This is a genomic window from Cohnella sp. GCM10020058, from assembly GCF_042683485.1.
Classification (GTDB): Bacteria; Bacillota; Bacilli; order Paenibacillales; family Paenibacillaceae; genus Cohnella.
Window position 1 is genome coordinate 165,858 of sequence record NZ_JBHUJV010000002.1, and the last position, 20,039, is coordinate 185,896.

The window sequence follows — 20,039 nt, forward strand, 5'->3', positions numbered from 1 at the left end:
CGCTTTCATCTCATTTTGATCCGATTTTATTCTTAAAAACGGCTATCCTTCGACCATGTGTCGCTCTCGGTATTGCTGGGGGTTCAAGCCCACCAGTTGTCCGAACGAACGATAAAACGGAGCCGCGCTCTGAAAGCCGCAGGCGAGATACACGTCCGTCACCGAAAGATCGCTTGTCGCCAGCAGACGCTTCGCTTCTTGCACCCGAACGAACGTCAGGTACGTCTTAAACCGTTTGCCAACGCCTTCGACGAACAGGTGACGCGTGCGGGACTCGCTGAGCGACAGCGCCTCCGCCGCCTCGCGCAGCCCGAACGGCTCCCTGAACCTCGCGGCCACCGCATCCAGCGCAGGTCGCAGACGCTCGAGCGCGTCGCTTCGCTCCCGCCATTCCCTGCGTCCATATCGCGCCTCTTCGGCACGGTATAGCCAGACGACGAGCGTCAGCATCGACGAGCGCAGAAGCGGACCATATGCGGACGGCTTCGATTCGTACTCTGCGAGCATGGCGGCCAACATCGGACCAGGCTGAACGAAATCCGGTGGCCCATAAGAGCGCCATTCAGGCTCGTTCCAGGTCGCCGCCCGTGCGAACGGCCGCAGCAAGTACCGATCCTCGGGGGCAAATAACGACTCGCTGAAATAAACGAACGCGAACCGGCACCCCTCTGCCTCGGCCATGGCGATATGAGGCTCGTAAGGCGGGAAGAGCATGAACGTGCCCGGCTCGACGGTCACCGCCTCCTCCCCGATAAAAAACGTGCCACGGCCCTCGAGGCAGTAGCCGATCTCGAAGAAGGAATGCCAATGCTGCTCGGTACGCTCTGTCTTCAGACTGTATTCGAACAGGTGAAGCGGCACTGCAGCGTCGAAACTAAACATTTCAAGCATGTCGATTCTCCTTGCTTTCGCGCCGATAACCGCCAGACGCCGTTAGCGCTAATATACCTGCGGACCGGGATATTCGGCAACAAAAAAACGAAGGACCGCCCCTCCGTCATTTTCATGACTAAAGGAACAGTCCTTCGCGTTAATCTTAAGTGCTCGCTTACGCCTTGACGGCTTCCAGTTCGAGCGAGATCGCAACGTCGTCGCCCAGCATGACGCCGCCCGTTTCCAGAGCAGCGTTGTACGTCAGGCCGTAGTCGCTGCGCTTGATCTTGCCCTTTGCGCTGAAGCCTGCGCGTTGGTTGCCCCACGGATCCTTCGAAGCGCCTTCGTACGTCACTTCGAACGTTTCTTGCTTCGTAACGCCGTGCAGCGTGACGTCGCCGGTAACATCGTATTCGCCTTCGCCGGTCTTGACGATGTTGCTCGCTTTGAAGATCAGCTTCGGATGATTCTCGACATCGAAGAAATCGGCGTTGCGCAGGTGCGCGTCGCGATCGGCGTTGCGCGTGTCGATGCTGGACAGGTCGATGGACAGCTCGATGTCGGCCGTCGTCAGGTCGTCCGCATCCGCGTTGACGTTCGCTTCAAACGTGTGGAACGTGCCTTTTACCTTCGAAATCATCAAGTGGCGGATCGAGAAATCGATTGAGCTGTGCGACGCGTCAATACCCCATGCGGATTTTGCCATTTTATTTTCCTCCTCATAATTAACTAACATTTAGGAACATGCTTTATTTAGTTAAGTAACATATCCTAAATATAGAGTAATATCGGGTGGCTGTCAACTGTGTAATTTCATCTTACATTAAAAAAAGCCGCTCCCGTCTATGGCGAGAACGACCTGTCGTACAAGCAGTTTTAATTCAAAAACGGAGCAGCCATCCTAGCAGCTTGTTCGATTCCCGCTCAATTACCGCAACCATCGGCCCGAGCTTGCCATCGTTTTGCGTATGAAAGGTCACCGTGCTCAACCGCTCGCTTCCGGCCTGAGGCAGCTCGATGACGTCTCCCTCGCCGTTAACGGCAGTGAGGCCCGCCGGGTGAAGGCCCGGCACGTCGATCTCGGCCTCCCGCCAATCCCCGACGACGGTTGTCTTGTCGCCTTCCGGCATGGCTTCCCACGCGAGTTTACGAATAGCGGTGTCGGCCTCATCTTTTGCATCTTCTGCAACGTCGGCGCGAAAACCGAAAAAGTATGGCACGGTGCCTTGCGGCCAGGTCGCCGTCACCACGTACAATTGATTTCCTTTGCCGGCTGCGACTCGGAGCTGTCCATCCCGCAGCTCGACGGCCTCGACGGGTCGCTCCGACCCGGGGAAATACGCAATACTTTGGACACTGTCCGGCGGATCCCCCGACCAGGCAAGCGCAATCTCATCGCCTGCATTCGCGAGCGGCTTGACCTTGACGTCCTCGAAGCTCGGCGGCATCGCTGCCGCATCCGCGCACACGCCGGTGCCCTTTTCCTTATCGTTCCAGCAATAGCTGCCCTTTTGTGCCTCGAAGGTTGAGCCGCCGACCGTCACCTCAAGATGCGGCACGACATCCGGCATCTTAAAAGCCTCCGCAGACGGCCCGGGCAACTGTGCGGACGAAGCGGATGCGGAAGGAAAATTCGGCATGCCTCCGCCGCTCTCCGCCATCGTAATACCCTCGCGAACTCCGCACCCCTGCAAGATCAGCAGCGCGCTTATGATCCAGCAGACCGCATATTTTCTCATTCATCATTCCCCCGATCTATAGACGCCTAACATCCAGACGCTTCCAGATCAGGAGAAGTTGCAAGTTGCGCATGAAATACGATGACCTCGGCCATTACACGCCCAATATCGCGATAACCGCCGCCACCGTCACCGTGCTGACCGCAGTCGATGCGAAAACCGTCTGCGAGGCGAACTCGGGCTCGTTGTCGAACTCGACGGCGAGCAGCACGCTGCTGAGCGAGGTGGGCACGGATGACGAGACGATCAGCGATGCAGCAATTAAACCATGCACGCCGATGATTTCACATACTCCCCATGCTAATATAGGACCGGCGACTAGTCGCAGCGCAAGCGACACGCCAATGTTCGATAGCAGTCGGCGACTGATCCGCCATGTCATCCCGCCGAGCTGAATGCCGAGCGTGATGAGCGCCGTACCAATGAACGCATTAGACATGTAGTCCAGGGAAGTAATGGCTGAAGCCGGCAGCGGCACCGAAAGATAACGCATCAAGAGTGCTACGGGAATTACGTAGATGACCGGCATGGAGAGGATTACTCGCCGAATCTGCGCCCAGTTCGCTTTGTGCGCGTTCACGCTGTAAACACCGTATGTATTAGGCAAGAGCGACTGCATCATCATGATAAGCACTTGCACGGAAAACGTATCCGGATTATTGTGAAACGCCAGCTGGTTAAGCGGAATTCCGTAGTTCGCGCTGTTGTAAAATAGCACGCTGCACTGCATTGCGCTACGCATCGACGCATCATATCCGCGAAGACGGACAACCAAGGAGACAAGCGCGTACTGAAGCAGCATGAAGATGGCGAAAAACGCCATGACCTTTCCGATCAGAGCAAGCGAGATCGCGGTATTATAAAGCAGCTTGAACATGATCGCCGGAGAAAATAAATAAAAGTTTAGCTTGGATAACGTCCGAATATCCAGCTTAAAACTTCGTTCGAGTACGATGCCGAGCGCGATCAAAATCGAAATCGGCAGTACGTTGCTCACGAGAATATGCAAAAAAACGGTCATGCAGCGCCCTCCACGGATGAGCTGGGTTCAGGACGGTCCAGGTGCCGCTTTCGGAAAAGCAGGACGGCCGAGCACAGCAGCATAAGTCCATTCAATACAAATATCCAGCGGATCGGAATCCAGCCGGAGAGCAAGCCGCCGAGCACCGGTCCGAGCATCGTGGCCAGCTGCGTGGACGATTGGCTAAGACTGAAGGCGCGGCCCCGGAACTCGGGCGCCGTGACGCGTACGATCATGGCGTTAAGGGCAGGATACACGCCGGCAAAAAACAGGCCGTACACGAAACGAAGCGCACCGAACTCCGCATAATGCCCCACGAAGTACTGGAGCAAATTGCCGATGCCGCCGCCCGCGAGACCGATGACGAGTACCTTAATGAATCCGATCCGCTGTCCGATCTTGCCCCACTGCGGCGCCGCGATCAGCGTCGCGATGCCGACGGCCGAGAACACGATGCCCGCCTGCAATGAAGCGTTCGATTGCTCCCCGCCCAGCTGCGTCATGTAAATCGTGAGCAGCGGCTCCAGGATCATGACCGAAAAGGAGCTGAGGCCGACGAGCAGGAGCAGCGTGATGAACGTGCGGTTGTGAACCGCCTGCGACAGATCCTCGCGGATGCTCGACCGCTTCGCCGAGCGGTTGAATTGATCCTCTTTGACGAAGAAGCTCGCGATGAGCGCCGAGATGAATACGACCGCCGCCGAAAATAAAAAAGCCTCCCGGTTGCTCGTCAGATGGCTCACGACGCCCCCGACGAGCGGCCCGATGATGCCGCCGCTTGCGCCGGCCGTCGCCATGACGCCGAGCGCGTATCCCGTTTTTTCCTCCGGCGTGTTCGTCGCGACCAGCGCGATCGAAGCGGGCACGTAGCCCGCGAGCAAGCCTTGGCACACTCGTACGATGAGGAACACGTAAGGATCGTGGACGAAGTACGTAACGAGGTACAGCGCCGCCAGGCTATAGCCCGATCGAATCAGCATCGGCCTGCGGCCGTATTTGTCGGCCAGCGACCCCCAATAGGGGGCGATCAGTGCGCTTGCGAGAAAGGTGACGCCGAACGCGAACCCCGACCACTGATTGACGTGATGTTCCACGCCCAGATCGTTTTTCAGGAACAAAGGGATGAACGGTATGGCGGCCGAGTAAGCCATGCTGCAGAAAAACACGCCGGTCCAGAGTACGTACAGATTCCTTTTCCACGAAACGTTCAAAGCCATTCACTTCCTCGGGTGAAATAACAAAAGCAGACCCCCCCGCGCTGGGGGAGTCCGTACGCTAATAAGTATACCACGAAGAATCGGATTAGTCCCGCATCAAGAACTGCATCGTCTTGTCCGACGAGCCCGGCAGGCCTTCGTGACCGAAGTCCGGATAGATGACCAGATCCTTCTTCGCCGTAATCTTGTTGTAGGCGGCGAACTGCGTCGAAGGCGGGCAGACCGAGTCCATCAACCCGACGAACATGAGCACCTCGCCCTGAATGCGGTCTGCCAGGTATTGAAGATCGATATATCCGAGCTTGGTGAATACCTCTTCCTCCCGCTCGTGCGTCGGGTCGAAGCGGCGGAAATAGTCGCGCAATTCGGCGTAAGCATCCTTGGCCAGATCCATTTCCCATACCCGCTTGTAGTCGCACAGAAAAGGGAAGACGGGGGCGAGCTTGGATACGCGGGGCTCAAGCGCCGCGCAAGCGATCGTGAGCGCGCCGCCTTGGGAGCCGCCTGCCGCGTAAACGCGGGAAGGGTCGACCTCGGGCAGGCCAAGCGCGATGCCGGCGAGCTGCGCCGTGTCGAGGAAAATATGGCGGAACAGTAGGTTGTCCGGATGATCGTCCAGTCCGCGGATGATATGGCCGTTCAGCGTATTGCCCTTCACGCCGCCGACATCCTCGGATTGGCCGCCTTGACCGCGAGCATCCATCGACAGCACGGAATAGCCGAGCGCGGCGTATGCGAGCTTGTCGTTCCAATCGCCTGCGCTGCCCGAATAGCCGTGGAACTGCACGAGGGCCGGATGCGGCTCCTGCACGTTTTTGGGACGAACGTACTTCGCGTGGATGCGCGCGCCTCTGACGCCGGTGAAGTACAGATCGAAGCACTCCGCCACCGGCGTCTGGAATTCGCTAGGTATAAGCTCGACCTGCGGATCGGTCGCCTTCAGCTCGGCGAGCGCGCGCTCCCAGTACTCGTCGAAGTCGGCCGGGCGCGGATTGCGTCCCCGGTACTCTTTTAACTGCTCTAATGGCATGTCAAGTGCAGGCACAATGATCTTCCCCTTTGACGATTGGTATTACGGGATGGCATTCCCGGCTCCGTCCGTATTGAAGCGTAATCATTGTACCATAGACTGGAAAAACTGTCCCTTTGCTTTTCTTGCGTTTTTTGCGCGCTTTTATGGCTTTATTGCCATTCGATGCGGCGCACATGCTCAAGTCCGTGCAGCGCCGCTAGCAAGTTTCCCTTGTCACAGGAAGCCGGCAGCTTGAGCGACAGATCGACGGCGATCTCTCCTTTGTCGTCCCGGTCCGTCTGAATCGCAATCAGGGACACCTGAAGCTGCTTCAGCTTGGCGAGCAAGTCGTCCATGGCGCCTTCGCGATCCTCCATCCGAATCCCGACATGCTCGGCAGCAGCCTGGCCGAGACGGCCGATGCTGCGCTTCAGCAGCGTCTGCCCGAGCACGATCAGAATGACGGCACCGCCTCCTACGATGTATAAGCCCGCTCCGATCGCCATTCCCATTCCCGCGGTCGACCACACGCCTGCCGCCGTCGTCAGCCCTTTGACCGTCTGCTTCTGCAATATAATCATGCCCGCTCCCAGAAAGCCGACGCCGCTGACGACCTGCGCAGCGATCCGCGAAGGATCCAGCGACAGATTCGGCCAATTGCGTTGGTCCCCAAAGCCATACTTGGAGAGCACCATCATCAGCGCTGCGCCAATGCCGACGATAAAATGCGTCTTGATGCCCGCTTCCTTCATCTTGCTCTTGCGCTCGTAGCCGATGATTGTCCCGCCCAATCCCGCGGCCGCGATTCGGAGCAGCCATTCCCATTCCATCCGGAATCACGCCCTCTTCCTTTATTTTTGTTATGTGAAAAAGTGCCCATAACCGTTTTATTACCCCTGCTGTCGATTTCCCGCAACGCAAAAGCCGGACTCCTATTGGAGTCCGGCCGATATTGCTATATTCGAGGGGCTGTGATTAGAATCCGCCCATGCCGCCCATATCGCCCATGCCGCCAGGCATGCCGGCAGGCGCTTTGTCCTTCTCAGGCTTGTCGGTGATGACCGCTTCGGTCGTCAGGAACAGGCCGGCGACGGATGCCGCGTTCTGCAGCGCGGAGCGGGTCACCTTCACCGGATCGATGATGCCGGCTTCGAACATGTTGACCCATTCGCCGGTAGCGGCATTGTAGCCGACGCCGACTTCTTCCTTTTTCAAACGCTCGACGATGACGGAGCCTTCTTGGCCTGCGTTGGCAGCGATTGTGCGGATCGGCTCTTCGAGCGAACGCAGGATGATGCTGACGCCAGTCTTCTCGTCGCCCGTCGCATCGATTGCTGCGACAGCGTTGTATACGTTAACCAGCGCCGTGCCGCCGCCGGATACGATGCCTTCTTCAACGGCTGCGCGAGTTGCGTTCAGCGCGTCTTCGATGCGGAGCTTGCGCTCTTTCAGTTCGGTCTCGGTAGCTGCGCCGACCTTGATGACGGCTACGCCGCCAGCCAGCTTCGCCAGACGCTCTTGCAGCTTTTCACGATCGAAGTCGGAGGTCGTCTCTTCGATTTGGGCGCGGATTTGGTTCACGCGCGCCTTGATATCGTTAGAGTCGCCGGCACCGTCGACGATGATCGTGTTTTCCTTGTTGACGCGAATTTGACGAGCGGAGCCCAGTTGGTTCACGTTCGTGGATTTCAGCTCAAGACCGAGCTCTTCGGTGATCACTTGACCGCCGGTCAGAGCAGCGATGTCTTGCAGCATCGCCTTGCGGCGGTCGCCGAAGCCAGGCGCCTTGACGGCTACGCAAGTGAAAGTGCCGCGCAGACGGTTGACGATCAGCGTCGCTTGCGCTTCGCCTTCAACGTCCTCGGCGATGATCAGCAGCTGCTTGCCGGATTGTACGACCTTCTCCAGGACTGGCAGGATCTCTTGGATGTTGGAGATCTTCTTGTCCGTGATCAGGATGTAAGGGTTGTCCAGCACCGCTTCCATCTTGTCCGTGTCGGTGATCATGTAAGGGGAAACGTAGCCGCGGTCGAACTGCATGCCTTCGACGACGTCCAGCTCGGTCAGGAAGCCCTTGGACTCTTCGACGGTGATGACGCCGTCTTTGCCGACCTTCTCCATCGCTTCGGCGATCAGCTTGCCGACTTCTTCGTCAGCCGCGGAGATCGATGCGACTTGCGCGATGTCGTTGCTGCCTTCGACTTGCTTGGAGATTGCCTTCAGTTGCTCGACAGCCGCGCGTACGGCCTTGTCGATGCCCTTGCGAACGACCATCGGGTTGGCGCCGGCCGTAACGTTCTTCAGGCCTTCGCGGATGATCGCTTGCGCCAGGACGGTTGCGGTCGTCGTGCCGTCGCCGGCGACGTCGTTCGTCTTGGTCGCGACTTCTTTGACGAGCTGGGCGCCCGCGTTCTCGAACGCGTCCTCGAGCTCGATCTCCTTGGCGATCGTCACGCCGTCGTTCGTGATCAGCGGGGAGCCGAACTTCTTCTCGAGCACGACGTTGCGGCCCTTCGGTCCGAGCGTTACTTTAACGGCGTTGGCCAGTGCGTCCACACCGCGGAGCATCGCGCGGCGCGCGTCTTCGCTAAACTTGATTTCCTTAGCCATTCTTCAATAACCCTCCTCGAAATTGGTTCGCATTATAGGATAGGTACTGCTTGCTTGCGGTTGCTTATGTCAGCGGTTAGCCGCCGGCTTAGCCGACGATCGCGTGAATGTCGCTTTCTTTCATAATCAAATACTCTTTGCCTTCGTACTTGATCTCGGTTCCCGCATATTTGGAGAACAAAACGCGATCGCCTACGCTGACTTCCAGCGCGATGCGCGCGCCGTCTTTGCCGACTGCGCCGGCGCCTACTGCGATAATGGTGCCTTCTTGCGGCTTTTCCTTGGCCGTGTCCGGCAGAACGATACCGCTCAGCGTCTTTTCTTCCTTGGCGCTTGCTTCGACAAGCACGCGATCACCCAAAGGTTTGATCATGAAAATAGCCTCCTTTTTTACTCCGTTACGGAGAAGTTTGCGAAGTTTAGCACTCAATCATGTTAAGTGCTAATAACCACTACCTATAATACTGATTTTGGATAACCATTTCAAGTCCCTTTGCGTTAAAAATATAAAGGCGGACCCGCATCAAGTGCGAATCCGCGCTCTTTCGACATCCTTTTATCGTTTCCGCAAAACGCCCCGGACTATACGCCTACGACGCAGCTTTTCGCGTTTCCTTACGTTCTGAAGTTGCCGACCAGGGTCTTCAAGCGGGCCGCCATCGTGCTGAGCCTGTCGGCCGTACGGGCCATCTCTTCCGTCGAAGACAGCTGCTGCTGGCTCATTGCGGTGACTTGCTCGGTAAAGGACGCGTTCTCTTCCGTGACGCGCGTGATATCGGAGATCGACTGCTGCACCGACTGGCTGCCCGCAGACATCTGTTCGACCGCCGCGGCGACGTCGCCAATGTTGGCGCTTAGCTTGCCGACTTCTCCGACGATCTCTCTGAATGCCGACTCCGCGTGCTGCATGCCGGATACGGCGCCGAATACCTGCTCGGCACTCTGCTCGAACATCGCGGCCACCTTGGTGATGTCGCCGGACATCGCCTCAAGCGTCGTCGCGATCTGCACGGCAGATTGCTGCGTCTGATCGGCCAGCTTGCGGATCTCGCCTGCAACGACGGCGAAGCCGCGTCCGTGCTCTCCTGCGCGCGCGGCCTCGATCGCTGCATTCAAGGCAAGCAGATTTGTCTGGCTCGAAATCTCTGAAATATAACCGATGACTTCGATGACTTTCTCGGACTTGTGATTGAGGCCGCGAACCGTCTCCTGCAGCGAGCGGAACGCCGACTCGACCTGCGCGATATCGCTCGACGTCGTCTGAAGCAGCGTAGAGCCGCCCTCGGCCCGGTCCCGCGTCAGCTGAGCGGCATCCGATACGCCCGTCGTCGTCGTGGCAACCTGCGTTAATCCGCTGATCGTCTCGGTCATCACGGCCGAGATCTGCTGTGACTGCGACACCTGCGTCTCCGAGCCCGCCGCTACGCGTTCGACAGCTCTGGATACTTCGCTGCTTACTCTCGCGTTTTCGTCCGCGCCCGTTTTCAGCTGAATGGCCGAAGCTGCGAGCTCGGCCGTATTTTCCCGCAGCTCCTTCATCATCTTCTGAAGTCCGTCCAGCATGGCGTTCGCAGCATTCGCCAGGTCGCCGACTTCATCCTTCGTATAAACCGGAATCCGCTGAGTCAAATCGCCGCCCGAGCCCGCGATGTTCTTGAGCGTCCCCGTCACGCCTCCGATCGAATGCAGGAGCTTGCGCGAGACGGTCAGCAACGCGGAGCCTCCGCCCACCAGGATGAGCGCGTAGATGACGATTACTTCAATTAGTAATACCGTATGTCCTTTGAACACTGAAGCTGCCGCCAAAAAAATAAAGGACAGCACCAACAGAACGACCATCGAGACGTAGCCGATCAAAAACTTCGTTTGCAAGCTGATACCCGAATTGCGCATGCTTTACCCCTCCGAATTAATGTCGCTTGCCAACTTCTATGTAAGCACTTCCATTTCAATTCTCAGACACATTTTAGCACAAGATCGTTCTGGATAATATCGGAATATGTCGAATTTATGAAAGGATTTTAATTTTTTGTCGGCAAAGTTGAATCGGGCGTCCTAAATCGAACGGTCCTCTTGCCCTATAAGGTCGTTCGCTTCCCGTTTTAACGGTATCCCCTTCGATCAGGAGCCCGTCCAAAACGCCTATATTTTGCCGAGACGAAGATGCCTCTGTGCCTCTGTGCCTCTGCAAGGACATGTCATCGGGAAAATGCGAAAAGCGCGAGATATGCTTCGTCGCGAGGCATCCTTCTGCCTTTCTCGCCTTCCGAACGCTCCGGAACCGTTGTCACTCCTAATATGAAACCTTTCCTGAATCAAAGGGATACTGTTCAAACGCGCTGCATGGTCTCATCTGCCTCCGGGATCGGTGAAATCGACAAAAAAAGCGTCTGCCATGGGGACTGGGATAGCCCTCCATACGACAAACGCTTCTTAGTTTCGTTAATCCTCTTCGTCAAATGCAGCTTCCCGTTCGGCGGCACGTCGCATGCGCTTGTTGTAGGCGCTGGCCGACAACAGCACGCTGATCTCGTACAGCAGAATGAGCGGCACCGCAACGAGCAAGTCCGAAATGACGTCCGGCGGAGTCACGACGACGCCGACCACGGCCATGACGAACCAAGCCAGCTTCCTCAACTTGCGCAATAGATCCGGACTCAGGATGCCGATACGGGTGAGAAACAAAATGACGATCGGCAGCTCGAACAAGAGCGACATCGGGACCAGTATGTTGAAAAGAAAGCTGAAGTATTGATTGGCCCCGTATACTTGCTTCAGCCCCAAGTTTGCCGTGACCTTCTCCGTGAATGAATAGGCCATCGGGAAAATGACGTAGTAGGCGAATGCCAGCCCCGCCAAAAACATGAAGAGCGCTCCGGGTATGTACCGCAGCGTCGCGCGCTGTTCCTTTTTCCCGAGTGCGGGCTTTACGAACGCCCACAGCTGGAACAAGGTGAACGGAATTACGACGATAAACGAGATGATAAAAGCGAACTTCATATATAGGCTGATCGCGTCCCACGGCGAAAAGGCGCTGAGATCGATCTGTCCCGACGGTGCGGCGTCGACGAGATAATCGAACAGTGGCTCTGCGCCGAACAAGCCCCCGACCAGCGCGAGCACCAGCACGATGATGATTAAAATGACCCTTTTGCGCAATTCTCCGATATGCTCCATGAGCGGCATTCCGCCCATTTCCATCGTATCGGCCTTAGCGCCCGAGCGCTCCGCCATATGCGACCTCCGCCCTTCCGGGCATAAAAAATCAGGACGGCTTGCGAAAATCAAGCCGCCCTCCGTATTCATGAGTTCCGTTCGTCCGGGCTACCCTCGTTCATACTTTACGTTGACGGTCTCACGTCCGTTATTCAGGCAGACGACGTTCGGTCTTCGCCGGCTCCGCTTCCGGAGCGGCGGCGACTTCGCGGCGAGCAGGACGCTCGCTGTCGTCCATCAGATCGTTCGCGCCCTTCTTGAACTCGCGCAGCGTGCGGCCGAAAGCCCTTCCCAGCTCAGGCAGCTTGTTCGGTCCGAACAGCAGCAAGGCGATTAGGATCAGCAGGATCAAGCCTGATGCACCAATACCTCCCATGGTTATCCCTCCCTGTCTCGATGTCCTGGAACACAAAAAACAAATAAAAGGAAAACGGTCGCCTGCCACAATCCACAACAAAGCGCCCGCAGCGATCACACATTCATTTAAAGCGCTTCATTCTCTGACCTGCAAAAATCCGCTCCGCTGGAGAAGACTCTTCCGTTCAGCGGTGCAGTCCGCCGTACCCCATTGCGGCGATCTCTTGCCGCGTGATCGTCTCTCCTGCCAACACGCGCGGGAGCAGCACGTCGAACGACGTATAAGGATCATGCATGACGCAGCCCGGCAGCCCGAAGATCGGCACACCCTGCAAATAGCCGAACAGCAGCATCGAACCCGGAAGCATCGGCGTCCCGTAGCTGACGATATCGGCGCCCGCGTCGGCGATGGCGCCCGGCGTCCGATCGTCCGGATCGACGGACATCCCGCCGGATACCAGTATCATATCATATCGCTGTTCGAGGAAGTAGTACAAGTGGTTGACAATTGTTTGTCGATCGTCCGGCGCGAAGCGCTGCTCGGCCAGCTCCGAACCGAGCGCCTCCAGCTTGGCCCGGACAGCGGGTCCGAACTTGTCCGCAATCCGTCCCGTGAACACCTCGGTCCCCGTGGAGATCAGCCCAGCGCGCATCCGGCGAAGCGGCTTGACCGCAACGGCGTCAGCGCCGCCACGCTCTGTCTTGTATCGCGCCACAATCCGTTCCGCTGCCTCAATCTTGGACTTGGGCACGACAAGCGGGATTGCCCTGGACGCGGCGAGCGCCTCCCCGGCTTGTACGAATCGTCCGCCGACGATCGTGGCGAGCGCGATCTCGCCCAGCGCGTTAATCCCGTCCACGACTTCCCGGGCGATGACGGAGAGCCCTGACACTCCAGCTTTAAGCGTCACCTTGCCCTCGTGCGGCTCGCCGTAAACGATCCCTTCTCCGCCGAGCGCGGCAGCCAGCCGCAGCGCGGCGTCGTCCTCATGCAGATCGCCAGGCGCGAGCTCCATGACGTAGATATGCTCCTTGCCGATATCCTTCAGCTTGGGAATATCGTCCGCCGTGACGCGGTGGCCCTTGCTGAACAGCCGCCCCTTAAAGGCGCCGGGCACGATCTGCGTCAGGTCGTGCGCAAGCGTCAATCCGACAGCGTCCTCGACCTTCACCTCGCGAAGGACGGTCTCCTGAGGCCTGGAATTGCCGTTCATCAGTAATCTCGGTCCTTCCCGATGCCGGAGACGAGCAGCAAGGCGTCGGGCAGTTGATCCATGATCGCCATCAGCATGTCGTTGACGCCCTTCGGGTCGCCCGGCAAATTAACGATCAGCGAGCGTCCCCGGATGGCGATGATGCCGCGGTAGAGCATATAGTGCCTGCTTCGCTGCATGACCGCAGCACGCATTGCTTCCGTCATGCCCGGCACCGTCCGCTCGGATACCATCAGGGTCGCCTCCGGCGTCACATCGCGCAGTCCGAGACTGGTTCCGCCCGTGGTAAGCACCAGGTCGGCCTGAAAGTAGTCGCACATCTCGATCAGGGCGGCGCGCAGCTCGTCCTGTTCGTCGGGCACGACGCGATAGTCGACGATCTCCCCGCCAAGCTCCTCTTCGACCAACTCCCGGATTACCTGCGCGCTCGTATCCTCGCGTTCGCCACGGGAGCCTTTGTCGCTGGCTGTCAGCAGCGCTACTTTCCAAATCATGCCCATCCCCCCCGATTCGCGTCTCCTCAAACTTCGCAGGCGGCTTCGACTCGATCGGCCTACCCTTCCGCCCGGTAATCCCCGCTCTTGCCGCCTGTCTTGCTCTGCAACAAGGTCGGCCCGATGACCATGTCCTTCTGCAGCGCCTTGCACATATCGTAGACCGTCAGCGCGGCCGCGGATACCGCCGTCAGCGCCTCCATCTCGACGCCGGTCTTGCCCGTCGTCTTGACCTCGGCCGCGATCGTCAGCGTGTCGTCTCCGCTCGTGCCAAACCGTACGTTAACGCCGGTCAGCGGCAGCGGGTGGCACATCGGAATCCAATCGGACGTCCGCTTGGCCGCTTGAATGGCCGCGATCTGCGCGACCGCCAGCACGTCGCCCTTCTCCACGGTTCGGTCCAATATTCGCGAAAGCGTCGCGGGCGCCATCGTAATCCGGCTCTCCGCGACGGCCGTCCGCGCCGTCACCGCCTTGTCCGATATGTCTACCATGACGGCGCGGCCCTGCTCGTTAAAATGCGTCAATCGCCCATCGCCGCCGGTCATCAAGGCCCCTCCTCCGCAAACCATATCAATCCTTCTTCCGTCGCCACGCCATGGAGCGCCAGATCGTGCGCTTCCTTGGGCAAGGCTTCGTCGGACAGCTGGAGCGCATAGGCAAAGCCGATCCAGTAAGGCAATCTGCCCGGTCCTAACGCCTCGGCCAATCGGTCGTAATAGCCGCCCCCGTAACCGAGCCGGCCGCCCTGCCGATCGAATGCCATGCCCGGAACCAGCACCGCGTCGGGACGCACGTCTGCCGCAAGCGGAACCGTGAGAAGCGGATCCGGGCTGGGCACGCCATAACGCTCCGGACGCCAGTCCGCCTTCGTAGCGACGATCCGCAGCTCCATCCCGCTGCCGTCCTCCCGTATCCGGGGAGCGACCGCTCGATGGCCCGCTGCGGCGCACCATTCCAGCACGCCGGCCGGATCGGCCTCCGATCGGAACGCGCCGTACAAGACCACGGTCAGCGTCCGGCCCAGCCGCAGGCTAAGCGGTTGCAGCGCCTGCGCGACGACGACGTCGCACAGCTTGCGAGAACGCGCTTCGCGCTCATCCGGCGCCAGCGCGTCCCGCTTGGCCGCCATCGACTTGCGCAGTGCGGGCTTTCTGGCGCCGTCCGGTTCCTTTGCGTTCATCCGCCATCCCTCGTTATTGCCATTCATATTCATAGATAGCAACAGTGTATCATTTTTCCGTACGGTACGCCAAAGAGCTTTTTCACATCATCCGGCGGCGCGATACCAGTCCAGCCCGTCATGCGTTTTGGACGTCAAAGCGGTTTTGCGATAAACTTGTTTCAACTACAAAGATCTCGTTCGGAGGGAATCCTCTTGCTTTTACAGGCATCCGGCATCGTCAAGCACTACGGCGTCACCCCTATACTAGAAGGCGTCTCGCTGCAAATCGGCGAACGCGACCGCATCGGCCTCGTCGGTGTGAACGGAGCGGGCAAATCCACCTTCCTTAAGATTCTGGCGGGCGAACTCGACTCCGACCAAGGTTCGGTGTCCAAGCCTCGCGAGCTGCGGATCGGTTACTTGGCGCAAAATAGCGGGCTGGCTCCGCAACTGACCATCCAGGAAGTGATGAACGCCGCATTCGGTCCGCTGCTCGAGCAGGAGCGCGCCTTGGGGCGGCTCGAGGCGCGCATCGCCGATCCGGCGGAGCAAGCCGACGCGGCCCGCTACGAAGCGCTGCTCGCACAGTACGCCGACGCGAACGACCGGTTCCGCGAAGCCGGCGGCTTCGAGATGAACAACCGCATCAAGGCCGTGCTCCACGGCATGGGCTTCGGCGACTTTTCGCGCGATACGATCGTCTCCTCGCTGAGCGGCGGACAGCGGACGCGCCTCGCGCTCGCCAGGCTGCTCGTTGTGCAGCCCGAGCTGCTCCTGCTGGACGAACCGACGAACCACCTCGACATCGACACGCTGACTTGGCTTGAGCAATATTTGCGTACGTATTCGGGCGCGATGGTCATCGTTTCGCATGACCGTTACTTTTTGGACGCAACCGTCTCTTCTATTGTAGAGATCGAGCGCCATGCGGCGACGCGTTATACCGGCAATTATACGCGCTTCATGGAGCTCAAGGCGGCGGACTTCGCCCAGAAGGTCAAGCTGTACGATCAGCAACGCAAAGAAATACAGCGGATGGAGGAGTTCATCCAGAAAAATATCGTTCGCGCCACCACGACGCGCCGCGCGCAGAGCCGGCGGAACGCGTTGGAACGCATCGAACGGCTGGAGCGTCCGGGGACGCTGAAGCAGGCGAGCTTCTCCTTCACGGCCGAACGCCGCACGGGCAAAGACGTGCTGCAGGTATACGACGCTTCGGCCTCGCCGAAAGAGGACATCAGCCCCCTCTTCCGCCACGTGGGTTTCGAGGTGAAGCGCGGCGAACGCATCGCGCTGCTCGGTCCCAACGGCGTCGGCAAGACGACGCTGCTCCGCGCGCTCGTCGGCCAACTTCCCCTGACGGCAGGCACGATCCGTTGGGGGACCGGTGTGCAGCTCGGGTATTACGACCAGGAACAGCGCGGCCTGACTCCATCCAACACGGTGCTGGAGGAAGTCTGGAGCCGTTATCCGACGCTGCCTGAGGCAGAGATCCGCACCGTGCTCGGCAACTTCCTGTTCAGCGGCGAGGATGTCCGCAAGACGGTCGGCTCGCTCAGCGGCGGGGAAAAGGCGCGCGTCGCGCTGTCCAAGCTCATGCTGATGAAAGCCAACGTCCTGGTGCTCGACGAGCCGACGAACCATCTGGATCTATGGAGCCGCGAGGTGCTTGAAGGCGCCTTGGAGGAGTATGACGGCACGCTGTTGTTCGTTTCACACGACCGTTACTTCCTGAACAGGCTCGCGGACCGCGTCGTGGAGCTCGGGCCGGATGGCGCCGCGCATTTCCTGGGAAATTATGACGAAATGGTCTCGAAAAAGCGCGAATTGGAGGAGTGGGCCGCGGCTTCCGCTTCCGGCGGCGCATCTGCAGCAGGCGCAGCCGCCCAGACCTCGCAAACCACGGTTACGGACTATGAGGCGGACAAGCAGGCCAAACGCGAGGAACGGGCCAAGCAGCGCAAGCGCGAGCAAGCCGAGGCCGATATCGCGAAGCTGGAAGCGGAGGTCGCGGCGCTTGAGGAAGAAATGGCGCTGCCGGAGGTGTGCACGGACTTCGTCCGGCTGCGCGAGGTTCAAGCCAAGCTGGAAGAGAAGCAACAATCGCTCGAAACGACATTTGCCTTGTGGGAGTCGTTGATGGAATAAACGCGGACGCCGAAGGCGTTAGCGTTCGGTAACCTTGCCTACGTAAAGCAGGTGCGGCGCCGTGCCGAGGATCGCGGGATCCTCGGCGAGCTCTGCAAGAAGCTCTACAATCCGGCCGTATTCGGCTTCGCCGCGCGTACGCCATGCGTCCATTTTCTCAGCCGTCATCCCCCCGATCGACTCGGAGGCAATCAGCTTGACCGTCTCAAAGCCCATTTTCTCCATAAACGGCACGATCCCCACAAGCGGAAAGGCATACGCCCCCGTAAACCTTCCTTCATCCCGATGATTGAATATGCCAGTATCCAAAAATGCCCGGATACCTGCGTAGTTGTCGCAAGGCGGCCAACGATCGGGATCGAGCAAATACGTCGCCGCTTGCTTTTCCCGGGACATAAAAGCCACGAATACGATGCCGCCCGGCTTTGTCACCCGACGAAGCTCGAGGGCGGCTTTTTCTCGCTGCTCCGCTTGTTGAAGGTGGTACATCGGTCCCATCATCAGCGAGGCATCGAAGCTTGCATCCGCGAACCGGCTCAGATCTCGCGCATCGGCGACGTGACAACCTTCTACGCGATCGCGCCATGCGCTGGCGCCGATGCGGAACTTCGCTTGCTCGATCAGCCTCGCCGACAAATCCGTTATTGTGACCCGATATCCAGCGTGCGCGAGCGCCATCGCATATTTCCCGGAACCCGCTCCGTTGTCGAGTATGCGACCTTTCTCGGGAAGATGCCTTCGGATCATATGCATGTTGATCAAGAACTCGACAGGTTCGCGATCCAGCCTGCCCCATTCGTCGAACTGATCGTAATATCTCAGCATATCGTTCAAGTTAATCTCCCCTTGACGAATTTTTCACAAAAAGTTTGAAAAGTGGGTTGTCCACAACTTTATTCACGTTTAATCATGGCTTTTTGCGCTAGATCCGGCAGGCAATCAGTCAGAAAAAAAGGCCTTATAACGCCATTTTCCCCCATTGATCTCGACGGCCGGCTCATTCGGTTTCCACGTTACCCCCACAATCCCCAATATCGAAGGGAGTGTCATGAAAATATCATCCACGTTTTCAAGATTACATGACGTTTACTCTCCCAACACATTCGACACGCTTATCCCCACTACACACAGGGGGTGTGGATAACTTTGCCCACACCCTCGATGCGCTGATTTGGGAGCCGAATCCATTGACTTCTCGTCAAATCAGCTTCCGGATTCCATTCTTCGCTCCGACGCGGCAGCCATGATCGCGCTATTGCAAGCCGCGACATATGCGCGAGCAGCCGCTAAAATGATATCGCGATGAATGGCCGTTCCCCTGAATCGCTTGTTCCGGTATTGCACGGTCACGACAGCTTCACCTGCGGCATCCTCGCCCGATGACACCGAGTGCAGCTCCAGATCTTCAAAAGCGACATCGGCGGGCATGGCTTCCCTGATGCAACGGATAACGCTCTCTAGCGGCCCTTGCCCCGTTCCCTTGCATGTGCGCTCGCAGCCGTCTTCGGTCCTCAGGATCTTCACCGAGGCGATTCGCTTCTCGTTCGTGCCTGCCGACACCTGCAGCTCTACAAGCGAGTATGGCTCTATTTGGGTCTGCGTCGATTCGCCGATCAGTTGGAGCAGGACGTCGTCGGTTACGATCTTGGTCTCGTCCGCTTTAGCCTTGAAGCGCGCGTAAACATCCTCAAGCTCCTTGTCCGCCAGGCCAACCCCGTACTCCGCAGCGCGGTGCTTGATCGCATGACGTCCGGAATGCTTGCCCAAAATGATCATGCTGCGCGGAATCCCCATCGCTTCGGGATCCATGATTTCATAGGTATTACGATTTTTCAGCAGACCGTCCTGATGGATTCCCGATTCATGCTGAAAAGCATTGCGGCCGACGATCGGTTTGTTGAAGGAGATAGGGAACTGCATCGCCCGGCTGACCATCCGCGACGTCTCGAATATTTCAGCGGAACGAATGCCCGTTTCTATACCCAACGCCTCGCCGCGCGTCTCGATCGCCATCACGAGCTCCTCCAGCGCGCAATTGCCGGCCCGCTCGCCGACGCCGTTGACGCTAACTTCGACATGTGTTGCTCCGTGACGGATCGCGGCCAGGCTGTTGGCCAGCGCCATGCCGAGATCGTTGTGGCAATGCGCGCTATAAGCGACTTTTTCACCGCCCCGGACATGCTGCCTGACCGCACTGAACAGCGGACCGAATTCCTCCGGCAGCGCGTACCCCATCGTATCCGGAATGTTGATGATCGTGGCGCCTTCATCGATCGCCGCTTCGATGATCCGATACAGGAACTCCCGATCGGTCCTGGAGGCGTCCATCGGCGAAAACTCGATCGTCTCGACGAACTGCTTGCCGTAAGCGATCATCTCGCGAACCTGCTTGATCACTTCGTCCTGTGTCTTGCGCAACTGAAAATCCAGATGGATCTGCGACGAGGAAATAAACAAATGCAGACGCCTGAACGCCGCATCGGCCGTCGCCGCCACAGCCGCATCGATATCCCCGCGGACGCAGCGAGCAAATCCGCATATCTCTGTCCGGTGCAGCTCTTGCGAAATCTGGCGGATGGCCTCAAACTCCCCGGGACTCGATACGGCAAACCCGGGTTCGATCGTATCTACGCCAAGACGGGCCAACTGCCGGGCAATGACGACCTTCTGCTCCGGACGCAGCGACGCGCCAGGCGCCTGTTCGCCGTCGCGCAGCGTAGTATCGAATATACGGATTTTCTTTTTTTCGGCGGTTGCTGCGAGGATCGTTGGTTTTGGCTTCATGTTAAAAACCTCCTGTTTTATCCGAATATTCTGAATCTAAAATATCGAGAAAAAGCGGGTGAAGCCCTGCCTCTTGGCACGGTGCCTCCCCAAGAAGGGACTAGCCGAATTTCAAAAATTCACGACAAAGCAAAAAGCCCGCCGTCTCTCCTGTCAGAAGAGACGACGGGCCTCCATGGCCGCCGCGGT

The 20,039-nt window shown here is 58.4% G+C and carries 19 protein-coding genes and 1 other annotated feature (1 of these 20 only partly in view); of the genes, 1 reads left to right on the plus strand and 18 read right to left on the minus strand.

Annotation, left to right across the window (positions count from 1 at the left end):
• Positions 1-42: 42 nt before the first annotated feature.
• The 16 genes from ACFSR7_RS03960 to ACFSR7_RS04035 all read right to left on the minus strand — a co-directional run bounded on the left by ACFSR7_RS03960 (position 43) and on the right by ACFSR7_RS04035 (position 14,936).
• Positions 43-891, minus strand: coding sequence for an AraC family transcriptional regulator (locus tag ACFSR7_RS03960; RefSeq protein WP_378159238.1), 849 nt, complete (start codon positions 889-891; stop codon positions 43-45).
• Positions 892-1,048: 157 nt separating this feature from the next.
• A complete protein-coding gene (locus ACFSR7_RS03965) occupies positions 1,049-1,579 on the minus strand; it encodes a YceI family protein (RefSeq protein ID WP_378159239.1) in 531 nt (176 codons plus the stop codon).
• A 175-nt stretch (positions 1,580-1,754) separates the two neighbouring features.
• Positions 1,755-2,612, minus strand: a complete 858-nt coding sequence (locus tag ACFSR7_RS03970) for a hypothetical protein (RefSeq protein ID WP_378159240.1) — start codon at positions 2,610-2,612, stop codon at positions 1,755-1,757.
• A 94-nt stretch (positions 2,613-2,706) separates the two neighbouring features.
• Positions 2,707-3,633, minus strand: coding sequence for an AEC family transporter (locus ACFSR7_RS03975; protein WP_378159241.1), 927 nt, complete (start codon positions 3,631-3,633; stop codon positions 2,707-2,709).
• Positions 3,630-4,844, minus strand: coding sequence for an MFS transporter (locus ACFSR7_RS03980; RefSeq protein ID WP_378159242.1), 1,215 nt, complete (start codon positions 4,842-4,844; stop codon positions 3,630-3,632). The genes ACFSR7_RS03975 and ACFSR7_RS03980 overlap by 4 nt, the downstream gene beginning before the upstream one ends.
• Before the next feature lie 91 nt (positions 4,845-4,935).
• The gene (locus ACFSR7_RS03985; protein ID WP_378159243.1) at positions 4,936-5,895 is read right to left on the minus strand and encodes an alpha/beta fold hydrolase; all 960 of its coding nucleotides are present in this window, start codon (positions 5,893-5,895) and stop codon (positions 4,936-4,938) included.
• Between the two features lie 137 nt (positions 5,896-6,032).
• Positions 6,033-6,692: an MgtC/SapB family protein gene (locus ACFSR7_RS03990; protein WP_378159244.1), complete on the minus strand. Its 660-nt coding sequence runs from the start codon at positions 6,690-6,692 to the stop codon at positions 6,033-6,035.
• A 145-nt stretch (positions 6,693-6,837) separates the two neighbouring features.
• Positions 6,838-8,472, minus strand: coding sequence for a chaperonin GroEL (gene groL / locus ACFSR7_RS03995; RefSeq protein ID WP_378159245.1), 1,635 nt, complete (start codon positions 8,470-8,472; stop codon positions 6,838-6,840).
• Positions 8,473-8,560: 88 nt separating this feature from the next.
• Positions 8,561-8,845 carry a co-chaperone GroES gene (gene groES, locus ACFSR7_RS04000; protein WP_090110743.1) on the minus strand — a complete coding sequence of 95 codons (285 nt, stop codon included), beginning with the start codon at positions 8,843-8,845 and terminating at the stop codon, positions 8,561-8,563.
• Positions 8,846-9,087: 242 nt separating this feature from the next.
• Positions 9,088-10,365, minus strand: coding sequence for a methyl-accepting chemotaxis protein (locus tag ACFSR7_RS04005; protein ID WP_378159246.1), 1,278 nt, complete (start codon positions 10,363-10,365; stop codon positions 9,088-9,090).
• Between the two features lie 549 nt (positions 10,366-10,914).
• Entirely contained in the window at positions 10,915-11,706 is a 792-nt protein-coding gene (gene tatC, locus ACFSR7_RS04010; RefSeq protein WP_378159247.1) for a twin-arginine translocase subunit TatC, read from the minus strand.
• 130 nt (positions 11,707-11,836) lie between these two features.
• A complete protein-coding gene (gene tatA / locus ACFSR7_RS04015) occupies positions 11,837-12,064 on the minus strand; it encodes a twin-arginine translocase TatA/TatE family subunit (protein ID WP_378159248.1) in 228 nt (75 codons plus the stop codon).
• A gap of 166 nt (positions 12,065-12,230) precedes the next feature.
• Positions 12,231-13,259, minus strand: a complete 1,029-nt coding sequence (locus ACFSR7_RS04020) for a molybdopterin-binding protein (RefSeq protein WP_378159249.1) — start codon at positions 13,257-13,259, stop codon at positions 12,231-12,233.
• Complete coding sequence (locus ACFSR7_RS04025; RefSeq protein ID WP_282907219.1) at positions 13,259-13,753, minus strand: MogA/MoaB family molybdenum cofactor biosynthesis protein; 495 nt, start codon at positions 13,751-13,753, stop codon at positions 13,259-13,261. Before ACFSR7_RS04025 ends, ACFSR7_RS04020 begins: the two co-directional genes overlap by 1 nt.
• A 59-nt stretch (positions 13,754-13,812) precedes the next feature.
• The gene (moaC, locus tag ACFSR7_RS04030) at positions 13,813-14,301 is read right to left on the minus strand and encodes a cyclic pyranopterin monophosphate synthase MoaC (RefSeq protein ID WP_378159250.1); all 489 of its coding nucleotides are present in this window, start codon (positions 14,299-14,301) and stop codon (positions 13,813-13,815) included.
• Entirely contained in the window at positions 14,301-14,936 is a 636-nt protein-coding gene (locus ACFSR7_RS04035) for a 5-formyltetrahydrofolate cyclo-ligase (protein WP_378159251.1), read from the minus strand. The genes moaC and ACFSR7_RS04035 overlap by 1 nt, the downstream gene beginning before the upstream one ends.
• A 195-nt stretch (positions 14,937-15,131) precedes the next feature.
• On the opposite strand from ACFSR7_RS04035, the gene ACFSR7_RS04040 reads away from it, so the two are divergent.
• Positions 15,132-17,066: an ABC-F family ATP-binding cassette domain-containing protein gene (locus tag ACFSR7_RS04040; RefSeq protein ID WP_378159252.1), complete on the plus strand. Its 1,935-nt coding sequence runs from the start codon at positions 15,132-15,134 to the stop codon at positions 17,064-17,066.
• Between the two features lie 18 nt (positions 17,067-17,084).
• Here the strand turns inward: ACFSR7_RS04040 and ACFSR7_RS04045 are convergent, their stop codons facing one another.
• Positions 17,085-17,891 (minus strand): class I SAM-dependent methyltransferase, encoded by an 807-nt coding sequence (locus tag ACFSR7_RS04045; protein ID WP_378159577.1) that lies wholly within the window; start codon positions 17,889-17,891, stop codon positions 17,085-17,087.
• A 378-nt stretch (positions 17,892-18,269) separates the two neighbouring features.
• Complete coding sequence (locus ACFSR7_RS04050; protein ID WP_378159253.1) at positions 18,270-19,850, minus strand: 2-isopropylmalate synthase; 1,581 nt, start codon at positions 19,848-19,850, stop codon at positions 18,270-18,272.
• A gap of 155 nt (positions 19,851-20,005) precedes the next feature.
• Positions 20,006-20,039 (minus strand) — a binding site (T-box leader) (it continues 245 nt past the right edge of the window).